General features: G+C 26.1%; 17 protein-coding genes and 1 tRNA gene. 7 read left to right on the top strand and 11 right to left on the bottom strand.

The window, feature by feature from the left end:
• Positions 1 to 146 precede the first annotated feature (146 nt).
• Both AC5LG6_RS10395 and AC5LG6_RS10390 read left to right on the top strand, forming a co-directional pair.
• Entirely contained in the window at positions 147 to 422 is a 276-nt protein-coding gene (locus AC5LG6_RS10395; RefSeq protein ID WP_066154492.1) for an HU family DNA-binding protein, read from the top strand.
• Positions 423 to 531: 109 nt separating this feature from the next.
• Positions 532 to 615, top strand: a tRNA-Leu gene (locus tag AC5LG6_RS10390).
• 11 nt (positions 616 to 626) lie between these two features.
• On the opposite strand, the gene AC5LG6_RS10385 is transcribed toward AC5LG6_RS10390, so the two are convergent.
• Positions 627 to 1214, bottom strand: coding sequence for a hypothetical protein (locus AC5LG6_RS10385; RefSeq protein ID WP_498586506.1), 588 nt, complete (start codon positions 1212 to 1214; stop codon positions 627 to 629).
• Positions 1211 to 2377 (bottom strand): FAD-dependent oxidoreductase, encoded by a 1167-nt coding sequence (locus tag AC5LG6_RS10380; protein ID WP_498586504.1) that lies wholly within the window; start codon positions 2375 to 2377, stop codon positions 1211 to 1213. Before AC5LG6_RS10380 ends, AC5LG6_RS10385 begins: the two co-directional genes overlap by 4 nt.
• 81 nt (positions 2378 to 2458) lie before the next feature.
• Between AC5LG6_RS10380 and AC5LG6_RS10375 the strand changes: the two genes are divergently transcribed.
• The 5 genes from AC5LG6_RS10375 to AC5LG6_RS10355 all read left to right on the top strand — a co-directional run bounded on the left by AC5LG6_RS10375 (position 2459) and on the right by AC5LG6_RS10355 (position 6267).
• Entirely contained in the window at positions 2459 to 2824 is a 366-nt protein-coding gene (locus tag AC5LG6_RS10375; protein ID WP_066359962.1) for a response regulator, read from the top strand.
• A gap of 10 nt (positions 2825 to 2834) precedes the next feature.
• Positions 2835 to 3449 carry a chemotaxis protein CheX gene (locus tag AC5LG6_RS10370; RefSeq protein WP_498586503.1) on the top strand — a complete coding sequence of 205 codons (615 nt, stop codon included), beginning with the start codon at positions 2835 to 2837 and terminating at the stop codon, positions 3447 to 3449.
• The gene (locus AC5LG6_RS10365; protein WP_498586502.1) at positions 3446 to 4945 is read left to right on the top strand and encodes a PAS domain-containing sensor histidine kinase; all 1500 of its coding nucleotides are present in this window, start codon (positions 3446 to 3448) and stop codon (positions 4943 to 4945) included. Before AC5LG6_RS10370 ends, AC5LG6_RS10365 begins: the two co-directional genes overlap by 4 nt.
• Before the next feature lie 71 nt (positions 4946 to 5016).
• A complete protein-coding gene (locus AC5LG6_RS10360; protein WP_498586500.1) occupies positions 5017 to 5874 on the top strand; it encodes a DnaJ C-terminal domain-containing protein in 858 nt (285 codons plus the stop codon).
• A 12-nt stretch (positions 5875 to 5886) separates the two neighbouring features.
• The gene (locus AC5LG6_RS10355) at positions 5887 to 6267 is read left to right on the top strand and encodes a heat shock protein transcriptional repressor HspR (protein WP_066222860.1); all 381 of its coding nucleotides are present in this window, start codon (positions 5887 to 5889) and stop codon (positions 6265 to 6267) included.
• Positions 6268 to 6301: 34 nt separating this feature from the next.
• On the opposite strand, the gene AC5LG6_RS10350 is transcribed toward AC5LG6_RS10355, so the two are convergent.
• The 9 genes from AC5LG6_RS10350 to queA all read right to left on the bottom strand — a co-directional run bounded on the left by AC5LG6_RS10350 (position 6302) and on the right by queA (position 13388).
• Positions 6302 to 7366 (bottom strand): DUF475 domain-containing protein, encoded by a 1065-nt coding sequence (locus AC5LG6_RS10350; RefSeq protein ID WP_260874865.1) that lies wholly within the window; start codon positions 7364 to 7366, stop codon positions 6302 to 6304.
• 52 nt (positions 7367 to 7418) lie between these two features.
• A complete protein-coding gene (locus AC5LG6_RS10345) occupies positions 7419 to 8363 on the bottom strand; it encodes a tetraacyldisaccharide 4'-kinase (protein ID WP_498586499.1) in 945 nt (314 codons plus the stop codon).
• A 4-nt stretch (positions 8364 to 8367) separates the two neighbouring features.
• Positions 8368 to 9504, bottom strand: a complete 1137-nt coding sequence (locus tag AC5LG6_RS10340; RefSeq protein ID WP_148624928.1) for a DegT/DnrJ/EryC1/StrS family aminotransferase — start codon at positions 9502 to 9504, stop codon at positions 8368 to 8370.
• A 14-nt stretch (positions 9505 to 9518) separates the two neighbouring features.
• Positions 9519 to 10271: an NAD+ synthase gene (locus AC5LG6_RS10335; protein ID WP_498586498.1), complete on the bottom strand. Its 753-nt coding sequence runs from the start codon at positions 10269 to 10271 to the stop codon at positions 9519 to 9521.
• Between the two features lie 20 nt (positions 10272 to 10291).
• Positions 10292 to 10513, bottom strand: coding sequence for a hypothetical protein (locus tag AC5LG6_RS10330; protein WP_181403271.1), 222 nt, complete (start codon positions 10511 to 10513; stop codon positions 10292 to 10294).
• 3 nt (positions 10514 to 10516) lie between these two features.
• The gene (locus AC5LG6_RS10325) at positions 10517 to 10747 is read right to left on the bottom strand and encodes a (2Fe-2S)-binding protein (RefSeq protein ID WP_066359973.1); all 231 of its coding nucleotides are present in this window, start codon (positions 10745 to 10747) and stop codon (positions 10517 to 10519) included.
• The gene (locus tag AC5LG6_RS10320; protein ID WP_498586496.1) at positions 10747 to 11502 is read right to left on the bottom strand and encodes a TerB family tellurite resistance protein; all 756 of its coding nucleotides are present in this window, start codon (positions 11500 to 11502) and stop codon (positions 10747 to 10749) included. The genes AC5LG6_RS10325 and AC5LG6_RS10320 overlap by 1 nt, the downstream gene beginning before the upstream one ends.
• 96 nt (positions 11503 to 11598) lie before the next feature.
• On the bottom strand, positions 11599 to 12339 hold the full coding sequence (locus AC5LG6_RS10315; RefSeq protein ID WP_498586494.1) for an exonuclease domain-containing protein: 741 nt from the start codon (positions 12337 to 12339) through the stop codon (positions 11599 to 11601).
• A gap of 17 nt (positions 12340 to 12356) precedes the next feature.
• Complete coding sequence (gene queA / locus AC5LG6_RS10310; RefSeq protein WP_498586493.1) at positions 12357 to 13388, bottom strand: tRNA preQ1(34) S-adenosylmethionine ribosyltransferase-isomerase QueA; 1032 nt, start codon at positions 13386 to 13388, stop codon at positions 12357 to 12359.

Genomic DNA, 13388 nt, shown 5'->3' with positions numbered 1-13388 from the left:
TAACACCGAAAAGGTCACTATTTTACTAAAAAAAGCACTTTTAGATGATTTTTTATAAAATTTAATAAAAAATTGTAAAAATTTTAGGAAACTTAAAGTTTAACTATAATAAAGTTTTCGCAATTTATTTTATACGAGGAGTTATTATGAACAAAGCGGAATTTATTGATGCGGTTGCTGCAAAAGCTGGTTTATCTAAAAAAGATGCAAAAGGTGCTGTTGATGCAGTATTAGATACTATTACTGAAGCTTTAGTTAAAAAAGATTCTGTAAGCTTTATTGGGTTTGGTACATTCTCAACAGCAGCTAGAGCAGCTAGAGAAGCTAGAGTTCCAGGAACTGATAAAACTGTAAAAGTTGCTGCTACAACAGTTGCTAAATTTAAAGTTGGAAAAGCTCTTAAAGAGGCTGTTGCTAAGTAAGTTTTAAAACTTATTAAGAGAGTTTATTTTTATTTAAAATAAACTCTCCTTTCTTTTTTTATATTTATAATTTACTTTATTTAATATTAAGACTTATTTTAAAATATGTGGCTCTATGGCGGAATTGGTAGACGCGTACGATTCAAAATCGTGTTCCATTGGAGTGCCAGTTCGACTCTGGCTAGGGCTACCACTTGTTTTAATTCAATTTATATTATATTTATTAAACTCTTTTATAAAATTTTCTAATTCAGTTTCTATTTCTTCTTTAGCTATTCCATTTTGTAATGCACCCTTTTTTACACTATTTTGAAAAATCTTAGTTATTTTTCCATCCTCGAAAACTTTATATACAAAATATCCATTTTGTGAGTTATTATTTATATCTAAACTATTAGAAAAACTACCACTTGAATCATTTATCAAATTAATTTTTGAATCTTTAAATATCTTTTCAAGTTCACCATTTACTGCTATTTGTTTAATAAGCCAAGGTGTATTTGATATATTTGCTACTAAAACTATATTTTCATTTATATTTTTCTTATGCAATTCACTAAAAACTGCCAAAGAATCATGATTTAAAACTATCAAATATAATGGAAATTTCTTGAAAAAATCATCTTTTTTTGTATAGTTATTTCCATTTACTACATCAAAAAAAGCAGGTAGATTTTTGAATTCTAACTCTTTTTGATTTTTATCCTCTTTTATATTACTAGGAATCGTAAGATATATTAAAAATCCAAATCCAACAACAAATAATAAAACTACTTTGAAAATATTCTTCATAGACGCTTACCCTCTTTCTTTGCCCATCTTTTAAATAATCTATAATTTAAAACATCTTTTGGCATTTTTACACTATTTACTACAAATTCAGACAAAATATTAGCTAAATATGGAGCTAAAACAAAACCTCTTCCACCAACACCATTTAAAGTATATAAATTTTCATACAAAATCAACTGCTCATCTTTGATAAAAGCCCCATTTTTTATATGTGGATAAGATTTAAAACTATTTTTACTATCAATCAAATTTCCAACCATTGGAAAATAATCAATACTTGAAGCTCTAGCTCCTATTTTTATATCTACAACTTCTACATTTTCAAGTTCCAAAATATCATTTGCTTTTTCTAAAAGCTTTTTTGTATCATTATTCATTATTTTTAAAGTTTTTTCATTGTGAGATATAAAATTTATATCTTTTAAATTCAAATTGTAAGAGCTATCACTCATATCTTGATCAAATCTATTATGTGTCGCACCTATTGAACTTCTATATTTTTCATTTTCTTTAACACTTTTAGAGATTGAACACTCTTTATGATAGTTATACAATACTTTTGTAGTAGTTAAAATATCAATTTTTTGACCCCAAACTGCTCTTAATTTAAAATAATCTTCATTAATTAATGAAATATTTGCACCTGTACATAAAAATAGCTTATTTGCTTTAATCTCACCATTTAAAATCCAATAATTTTCGCTTTGATGAATTGTTTTAACATCATAATTAAATAATTTTTCAATACCACTACTAAGCTCTTTACATAAAATTTCAGGTTTTACAGTACTTCCTATTTCAAAATAATAGCCATTATCTTTTTTTTCAAAAGGAAAATTCATATAAGGTATATAATTATTAAATTTATCTTCATCTTCTTTATTTTTTGGAATTCTTATTGTTCCAGATTTTACAAAACTTTGTGGAAAATTCTCTTCATAAAACTTTGTTGAAAACTTTAAAGCATTTGTTACTAAAGTTTTAAAACTATTATCAATACCTAAAAGAGGCGATAAAAAAGCTCCAGCAGCTCCACTTGCACCCAAACAAACATCACTATTTTTATCAATAAGCAAAATGTTATTAGAATATTTTTTTAAAAAATAAGCTAAAGAACATCCAACTATTCCACTTCCAACAATTACATAATCATATTTTTTCATGAAAATAGTATATCAAAAAAAATCAAAGTATATTTTAAATTTAAGTAGATAAAATATAGAATTATTTTTAAAAGGTAGTTTATGAAAATTTTAGTAACAGATGATTCTAAAATGGCTAGAAAAATGGTAATAAAAACACTTCAAGATGCTTTGAATGATAAAAATTATGAAGTTTTAGAAGCTCAAAATGGTCAAGAGAGTGTTGATTTATATAAAGAGCACAATCCGAATATAGTTTTTATGGATTTAACAATGCCTGTAATGGATGGATTTGAAGCTTTAAAACAAATAAAAGAGTTTAATGAAAATGCAAAAGTAGTTGTAATATCTGCTGATATACAAAAACAAGCTATGGATAAAGTTAGAGAGCTTGGTGCACTAAATTTTGTAAAAAAACCAATAGATTTGAAGAAAATGGAACAAATTTTAAATAGTATAATCTCTTAAAAGGTAAAAAATGAGTAATATAGAATTAACAGAAGATGAAAAAGATTGCCTTCAAGAGCTTATGAATGTAGCTTATGGAAGTGCAACTGCTGCAATTACTGAGATATTTGACGCTTTTGCAAAACTTAGTATTCCAACTATTCAAATAATAAATGCTGTAGATTTAAAAGATTATTTAGCAAAAGAGTTGAATTTTAAAGATGAACACTTTGTAGCATCACAGCAAATAAATGGTCCTTTAAGTGGTGAAAATATGTTTATAATAGATAAAAAATCTGCTACAAATATGTCTATTAAATTTAGTTTTAGTGATGATCAAATTTCAAATGAAGATATTAGCGATATAACTTTAGAAATTACAAATATTTTATCATCTTCAACTATAAGTAAATTAGCAGAAAATATAGAAACTAGCGTCTCTTTTTCTGCTCCAACAATAAAAACTATAAATTCAATCAATCAATTAAACAATATATTTATAAGTAACTATGAAAAAGTTATAATAATATCTACAAAATTGGAGTTTGATGACTTAAATATTCATGGTGAACTATTTATTTTAACAACAGATAACTCAATTTTATTTATAAAAGATAAATTAAATAAGATATTGGATGAACTATGAGTAATCCTGCAAAAAATAAATTTGATATTATTTGTAATACTGTAGATAATGGGATTATTGTATTAAACAAAGAGTTAAAAGTATTTTTCTGGAATAGATGGTTAGAGACTAGAACTGGTATAGAAGCAAATAGTATTATTGATAAAAATATTTTAGATTTTTATTCAAATATTGATGAAAAAAAATTAAAAAGAAAGATAATAACAGCTTTAAAACTAAACTCTCCAACATTTTATACTCCACAAACAGATGATTTTTTAATAAATATAGAGATAAATAATATCTCTGATAGAGTATTTAATCAAATGCAACAAAGCATTACTATAACTCCATTAGACTTGGAAGAAGGTTTAGTTATTTTATATATATACGATATAACTTTTTTAAGTGAAATAAACTATAAACTTGAAATTGCAAAAAAAAGTTTAAGTGAAAAGAATGAAGAATTAAGACTTATTTTAGATACTACTATGGAAGCTATAATTATTTTTAAAGATAATAGTGTTGTTGATTGTAATAAAATAGCAATTGAACTATTTAATAAACAGATGAAATATGAGTTAATAAATAAAAGTTTTAATGATTTAATACATAATAAAAACAGAGATATTCTAAATGAAAAAGAGCCATTTGAAACTAATTTAATAAGAGAAGATGGAAGTGAATTTAATGCTATTATAAACATTAAAGATACAAGTTTAAACAACCAAATATTTAAAATTGTAACTATTGTAGATATAGAAGATTTAAAAAGAAAAGAGAATCTTATGGCAGAACAGACAAAACTGGCTGCTATGGGTGAAATGCTTGGAAATATTGCTCATCAATGGAGACAACCTTTAAATATTATCTCTATGTCATCTTCAAATCTTAAATTAAAAAATGATATTGGAGAGTTATGCAGTTCTACATTAAGTGAGTCATTATCTCTTATTTTAAGAACAACAAATCATTTGTCTGATACTATCGATACATTTAATGATTTTTTAAAAACAGATAAAGAGAAAAGCTTTTTTAATGTAAATGAAAATATCAAAAATAGTATCTCTTTGGTAGATAGTTTTTTCAAAAATTTTAATATTGATATTATTTTAGAATTAGAAGAAGGTATTTTTATAAATAGTTTAGCAAATGAATTTTCTCAAGCATTTATAAATATTTTAAACAATGCAAAAGATGCTATAGTTTTAAATCTAAAAGATGATGAAAATGGTTTAATAAAAATAAAAACAAAAAAACTTGATAATTTTATAGAAATTTCGATTTTAGACAATGCAAAAGGTATCGAAAAAGATATTTTAAATAAAATATTTGAACCATATTTTACTACAAAACATAAATATCAAGGTACTGGTCTTGGTCTTTATATGACTAGAAAAATTATAAATTCTAGCATGGGCGGTGAAATAACTGTTCAAAATAAGAAATTTGTACACAATCATAAAAAGTATGAAGGGGCAGAGTTTAAAATAAAAATTCCTATCAAACTTGATTGACTTTGACTCAAGGTTTGTGATATAATAAAGTCCTAATAATTTAAAAATTTTAATAATATAGGATTTGAAAAATGGCAAAAAGTTTATATGAAACATTAGAAGTAAGTGAAAATGCATCAGCAGATGAGATAAAAAAAGCTTACAGGAAACTAGCAAGAAAATATCATCCAGATGTAAATAAAGATCCAAAAGCTGAAGAGAAATTTAAAGAGATAAATGCGGCTTATGAAGTTTTAAGTGATCCACAAAAAAAACAGCAATATGACCAATATGGAGACTCTATGTTTGGTGGGCAAAATTTTAGTGATTTTGCTAGAAATCAAGGCGGTGGAGTTGATTTAGATGAGATTTTAAGACAGATGTTTGGTGGTGGTGCCGCTGGATTTGGAAGAAGTAATTTTGGTAGCGGATTTGGATTTGATGCTCCAGATTTAGATACAAATGCACAAATTACAATACCTTTTGAAGTTGCAGTTTTAGGTGGGAAAAGAAATATCTCTTTAAATAATGATTCATTTGATATAAAAATTCCAGAAGGAATTGAAGATGGTCAAAGAATAAGAGCAAAAGGAAAAGGAAAATCATATCAAGGACAAAGAGGAGATTTAATTTTAAAGATAAATATCTCTCCTAGCAATGAATATGAAAGAGAGTTTGATAATCTTATAAAATATTTTGATTTACCATTAAAAACAGCTCTATTTGGTGGTAAAGTTGATATTAAAACTATTCACAAAGATATAACTCTAAAAGTTCCACAAAATACAAAACAAAATCAAAAGTTTAGAGTAAAAGAGCTTGGTGTTTTAAATAGAAAAACAAAAGTAAGAGGTGATTTATATCTTAAAGCAAATATTATTTTGCCAAAAGTTGAAGATTTAAGTAGCGAGCTTCGTACACTTCTTGAAAAAGAGTTAAAAGATAGTTAGTAGGAGTTTTTTATGGAAAAAAATAGCTATATTGAACCAGTTTATTTAATATCAGTAGTTGCTGATATTTTAGGAGTACATCCACAAACTTTAAGACAATATGAAAGAGAGGGGCTAATAAAACCATCTAGAACTAATGGTAAAATAAGGCTATACTCGCAAAAAGATATTAATCACATAAAATATGTTTTAACACTCACAAAAGAGATAGGTGTTAATTTAGCTGGCGTTGATATTATATTAAAATTAAATGATAAAATAGAAGAACTTGAAAGTATAATTTCAACATACAAAAAAAAGGCTCAAAAAGCAGATAATTTGTCTGTTGTTCCTGATAAAAAAGCATTAGTAATTCAAAAAAGCTCTTTAGAGATGGTTATTATAAAAAAGTAATTAGTAATTTTTGGGAAATTATCCCAAAAAATTACTATTTTGGATCAATTAAGAATTTTCTATTTTTATAAATAGAGTGAATAAAAGCCAAACCAATTGGTACTATTGCGAAAGTTGTAATCAACATAGGTGGTAAATGATGGAAAATTTGAACTATCATAGATAAAGCTAAAAGCCCAATTGACCACATAGCACCATGCTCAAGATATATATATTTTGAAACAACCTCTCTTTCAACCATAAAGATAGTAAGACTTCTTACTGCCATTGCACCAATACCAAGTCCTAACATAATTATCACAACATTTTGAGTAATAGCAAATGCTCCTAAAACTCCATCTAAAGAGAAACTCATATCAATTACCTCAAGATACATAAAAGATATAAATCCTCCACTTAATTCTGTAACTTTAGAATCATTAGAATCTGTTTTAAGTTCTATAACACCCTTCAAAAGCTCTAAAAGATAAAAAGCAATCACACCAATAATCATTGGAACTAAAATTTCTAATTTATTTACAGTTACTAATTGCTCTCCCATAACTACTTCATTTGGAGCAACATATGTAATTACAAGCATTAAAAACATTATAAATAGAGCTTTAATATCACCTACTTTTGATAATTTTGTAGCAAAAGATTCTATGTATTTAACCCAGTGAGTATCTTTGTTTTCATCAAAAATGAATTTTAAAAATAACATTAATAGGAACATTCCACCAAAAGACATAATTACGTGGTGAGAACTTTGAATAATTTTTTCATACTCTTGAGGATTTTTAATAGCTAATTCAAAAGAATCAATAAATCCCATAGATGTTGAAAAATATACTATTAAAATAGGAAATACAAATCTAACCCCAAATACTGCAATAATCATACCCCAAAGAAGAAATCTTCTTCTCCAAACAAGAGCCATTGTTGCCAAAATAGTAGCATTTACAACTGCATTATCAAAAGATAAACTAAGCTCCAAAACAGATAAAATGGTACCTTGGTAAAGTGCAAAAAAGCCACCATATAAAAATAGTAACACTGAAGCTACAAACCAAACAGCAAAAAAGCTGTAAAAATAAGATATTAGAGGTTTTTGTTTCAATATAATCCCTTGATTTATAAATTTTTGCGATTATATCAAAATTTAATAAATATTAGCCATTTGCATTTAAGTAACTATTTAATTCTTTCAAATCCAATTTTTCAGATATTTTAATTTTTAAATCCATAATATAAAGATTATTTAAATCGAACTGCTCTAGTTTAACAAAATCTTTTTGTGTTGTAACAATTCCAAAATCTTTGTATTTTTTTAAAATAGTATCTATATCATCTTTTGTGAAAGTGTGATGATCTTCAAAAAAGATAGTCTCTATATTTTTTGGTAAAAATTCTAAAAGCCTTTTTGGTTTTGAAATTGCAGTTAAAAGAATAGTTTTTTCTGGAAGTTTTGATTTCTCACCATCTTTTTTTATCTCTACCTCTCTTTTAAAATCAATACCTTCTTTTAAAACTAAATTTGCTTTTTTATAAAAACTCTTTGGCTCTCTATAGGCTCCGCTTGGAATACAAAAGTTATTTGTTGGTTCATCTTTTGGTTTTAATAAAATATCAAATTTTTTAATATTGTATTTTGAAAATCCATCATCTAAAAAAATAACTTTACAGCCTAACTCTTTAGCTTTATTTATACCCAAAACTCTATCTTCACTAACTATTACTGTTGCATTTTTCAAAGATGTAGCTAAAAGCATAGCTTCGTCACCACTTATATTTACATCAACTTTTATTTCACCATATAAACTAACTACAAAAAGTCCTTTTGAAGCTCTTCCATAACCTCTTAAAATGATGCAAACATCTTTAATATTTTTTGCTAATTCAATTGTAATTGGTGTTTTCCCACTTCCTCCAACTGTTAAATTCCCAATAGATATTATAGGAATACCAAAATCAACTTTTGATGAAGTAACTCTTTTGATAAAAATAATAAAAATGTACAAAAAGCTAAAAGGTAAAAGTAAATAAGATAATATTTTTTGGAAAGAATTTGGAAAAAAGAGATAATCTTCAATCCAAAAAATAATTTTTTGCTTCAAAATTTCAAATCCACTCTTGTGCAATTTGCACAACTTGGTCACAAACATAATTTACCTCTTCATTTGTAAGCCCAGCATATATAGGTAAAGATAAAATTTGTTGGTAATTATTTAAAGCATTAGGAAATGCTGTTATTTTTATAGAATATTTATTTTTATAATAAGTCAAAAGATGAAGAGGAATATAATTTAAAGCTGTAGAAACACCTTTTTCTTTTAAAGCCCTCGCAAAAGCATCTCTATTTCTAGATATTTTTATTATAAATTGAGTGTATATATGTTCATCTTTATGAGGCAATATAGTAATATGTTTTATATCTTTTAATCTATCTTCATATAGTTTTGCTATCTCTTGTCTTCTTTTTATAAAGCTATCCGTTTTTTTTAGCTGAGCTATTGCATAAGCAGCATCAAGTTCAGAAATATCAAATTTATGCCCAATATCATCTACATCATAAACATAATCTAAGTTTCCATAACTATCATATGCTGTTGTAATTGCATGGTTTCTTAAAAGTTTTGCTCTAGTTGCTAACTCTTCATTATTTGTAACTAAAACTCCTGAACGACTAATTGCATACCTAGATGGAGATGGATTTGTTGAAAAGATTGTCATATCAGCACCTAAATTTCCAACTTTTTTTCCCTTATATGTAGTTCCTAATGCAGCTCTACAATCTTCAATAATTAAAATATTATATTTTTTACCTATTTCATAAATTTTGTCTAAATTTGGAGCAAGTCCACCAATAAAAGTAATAATCGCTGCTCTTAATTTTTTCGATTTATTTGCAATAATTGTCTCTTCAAACTTCTCAATATCTAAATTCATATCCTCTAAATTTATATCCACAAATATAGGTTCTGCATCAAAATGTCTTACAGTCTCTGGTAAGTTTACAAAAGAGTTTACAGACATTAAAACCTTATCACCTCTTTTTAATCTCATAGAACTAAGAGCTAAATGAAGAGCTGCTGTTGAAGTTGCCGTTGCAATAGCATACTTTGCTCCAATATATTTAACCATCTTCTCTTCAAACTCTAAAACTTTTGATAAATCATCTTTAGCTTGAAGAACTGACTTTAACTGATCAATCTCTTCGTTATCTAAAGTTGCTTTATATATTGCAATATTTCTCATCTTTACCTCAATTTCTATATTTTAGCAACTATTGGCAATCTTCTTTTGAACTCATTTATCTTTACTCTTTTTTTTATTGTCTCTATAAATTCATCTTCAAAACCAAGAGCCAAAAGCTCATCTTTACTTCTCTTTTCATCTATCATCTTCTTTAATAAAGAGTCTATTTTAGAATAACTATATCCCAAATCAGCCTCATCACTTTGACCTTCATAAAAATCAGCGCTAGGTGCCTTTTTTACTATACTATCGTTCACACCTAAATATTTTGCTAACTCAAACAGATCACTTTTATAAATATCTCCTATTGGATTAATTGCACAAGCTAAATCACCAAAAATAGTTCCATACCCTAAAAGTAATTCACTCTTATTTGAAGTTCCAACTACCAAAGAGTTTTCTCTTGCACTAATATCATATAAAACTGACATTCTTAATCTTGCACTAAAATTTCCAATTCTAAGGCTATTTTCGTCCATATTTTTTAGATATGCGCTTAACATTGGTTCAATTGAAACAATCTCATGCTTTATATCAAACTTTTTACAAAGCTCTATCGCATCTTCAACAGATGATTTTGATGAGTATTGTGATGGCATCAAAACGCAGTTTAAATTATCATCGAACACTTCTTTGCATAAAACTGCTACAACAGCAGAATCAAGTCCACCTGAAAGTCCTAAAGTAACTTTTTTTAATCCAGTTTTTAAAACTTCTTCTTTTAAAAAACTAATTAAATTTTGCTTAATATTTTTTATTTTATTCATTTTTAAACCTTAGTTTAAGATTATATATCATCTTTCTTTGTTTTTTGATAAATCTCATCTAAATAAGCCGAATTTCCCTCTTTTTGTTCAACTTTTTTTTCTATTAATCTAAATACAATATCTTTTAGTTCATCTTCATCAAAGTAGTTTAAGTAGTTTGGATTTATATCTATATTCTCATTTTCATCTGTTTTTAAAAGCTCTTTTATCTCTCTTATTAACTCTTCTTTTATATCTATCAATTCTTACTCTTTATTAAACTTTTTTAAAATCTCATCTAAATATAGTTCCATTTTTTGCTCACCAATATCAGTTTCACCACACTTACAACAGCCACATGAACTTCCAGCATCTGTTAAATCTTCTAAATCTTCAAGTGTTTTAGCACCTTTTTCTTTAATTGCATGTATTATTTCGCCAAGACTTACCTGCTTACAATCACAAACAATAAATGAGTGAGGAAAATTTCTTGCCATTAAATACCTCTTTGTTTTTTAATAATTTCATAAGCTTCATTTATCTCTTGAAGTTTTGTTGTAGCTTCATCAATAATATTTTGAGAAGCACCCTGCCCTGTAATAATATCTGGATGATATTTTTTAACTAAATTTCTGTAATTTTTCTTTAAAGTTGAATCATCATCATTTGGATTTGATTCTAAAATATTATAAGCTTTTTCTAGTGACAGTGCTTTTTCATTTGCTCTATGTTTATAAAAATTCTCAAAATTTGATATAAGATTTACATAATCTTTTTGTTCAATTTTTAAAGCTTGAGCAATATCTTCAGTTATCTCTTGTTCTTGTTTTGAAAAATCACCATCAATAAAAGAGAGATTTAATAAATACTCCATATATTTTAATCTTTTAGAGTAATCTGTTTTTGTTAAAATATATAATCTTTCACAAACAGTAATAAGATTTTCAAAGCTATCTTTCTCTTGATCATATAATTTTTTTAGATTTTCTCGAACTTCTTGTGAGTTTTGAAAATGAGTTGAAATATCTGTAAATGTATGTTTTATAATCTCAGCTTCAAGCTCTCCTACTTTTCCATCAGCTTTTGCAACTTTTGCCATAAGTGCAACCAAAAGCCCTGCTTCATGGTTTAATAAATCACCTCTAAAAATCTCTTTTTGTTTTAGATTAATATTTTTAAACTCTTCTGTTTTATAATTTTTTCCTATAATAAATAAAATCGCTATTACAATAGCTAAAACTACTAACTCCATTAATATCCTATTTTTGATTTTAAAATTTGAGTTTTTATTTTATCAAATTTAGACTGAGAGTATAAAAAGCTTAATTAATTATTTTTTTATTAATATTTAATTTTTTAAAACCATATCTAAAGTATATTGCATATCTTCATCAAGTTCCATATTTTTAATCATCCAGTTTAAATAGTTTGCATCTTTTTTAGCAACATCTTCTATATTTTCACCTTTATATTTCCCAAATTTAAAAGTTTGTACAAATACTGGAGTAGAAGTTAATTCCACTAATTTTTTCATAGGATTTTCATCTGGAAAAATTTCTTTTACTTTTGCTACAAGTTTTGATAAGAATAGCTTCATAACCAATACATCACCTATTGCATCATGAGCTTTTATTGTAATATTATATTTTTTTGCTTCACTCTCTTCTTGTTTGAAAAGTTCCAAAGCGTATCTTAGATATTGTAATCTATGATATGGAAGTTCGCTATAAAGATGTCTAGCGCATCTTAAAGTATCTATTAATTGAAAATTATTAATAAAACCCTCTTTTTTTATCATATCTAAATCAAAATTTATATTGTGTGCTATTAAAAAATTTTCACTACTATTTAATTCTTCTAATCTTTTATAAAATTTTGTATCAATAGCTTTTGGCTTATTTTCTAGTAAATTTGGTGTAATATTGTGAATTTCCATAGCTTCAAGTTTTATTGGAATATCACTACTACAAAGTTCATCAAAAGCTTCAATCTGTCCTTTTTGATCTACAATTAAGCTTCCAAATTGAATAACTCTATCTTCTTGTGAAGCACCTGTTGTTTCAGTATCAAATAAAATATAATATGCCATAGTAATTTTAATATCCTTTATATAATTAACATTCCATCACCATAAGAGTAGAATCTATAATTCTCTTTTATAGCAATATTATAAAGCTCTAAAGTTTTTTCTAATCCAATAAAAGAAGCAACAAGCATAATCAAAGTAGATTTTGGAAGATGAAAATTTGTAAGTAAATAATCAACTTTTATAGGTTTATTCATAGGATTTAAAAACAGATCACACTCACCTTGAATTTTGTTTGTTCTTGAATAATATTCAATAGTTCTAGTAACCGTAGTACCAACTGCTAATACTTTTTTCGCATTATCTAAACTCTTTTTTGCATCAATTCCTATTTCAAAATATTCACTATGCATTGGATGAGATAAAATATCTTCAACATCTACAGGTTTAAATGTACCTGCTCCCACATGAAGTGTAAGATAATTTAAACCATATTTCTTCTCAATTTCTTCTAATAACTCTTTTGTAAAATGTAACGATGCAGTTGGAGCAGCAACTGCTCCATAATTTTTTGCAAAAAGTGTTTGATAATTTACTTCATCCTCTTTTTTATCATCTCTTTGCATATATGGAGGAAGTGGAATATGTCCAATTTTATTTAAAATCTCAACCAAAGATAAAAAATCAACTCTTTTCTTACTATTTTCATCTTTAAAAAATACTACAACTCTTGTACCATCTTCATTTAATTCTAAAACCTCTGCTATTAGATTTTCATCAAAAAATATTTTAGTACCAATTTTTACTTTTCCTTTTATCATAACTAAATATCTATCCATAAAAAGAGGTTTATTTAAAAGAAGTTCTAATTTAGCACCTGTAGATTTTTGTCCAAATATTCTAGCTTTTATAACTTTTGTATCATTTAAAAATATTGTTAAATCTTGCGGTAAAAACTCTAAAATATTCTCGAAAGTAGAGTGAAAAATCTCATTTTTCTCTCTATTATAAACTAGCATTTTTGCACTACTAGGAGGATTTACGGGAAAAGTAGCAATTTGACTTGCAGGAAGATTAAAATCGTAACTTGAAGTTTTTAAAACATCTATCAA

The organism is Arcobacter thermotolerans (genome assembly GCF_983172305.1).
Note: the sequence above shows the minus strand (reverse complement) of the source record. Positions and strands in the feature narration are given on the sequence as shown.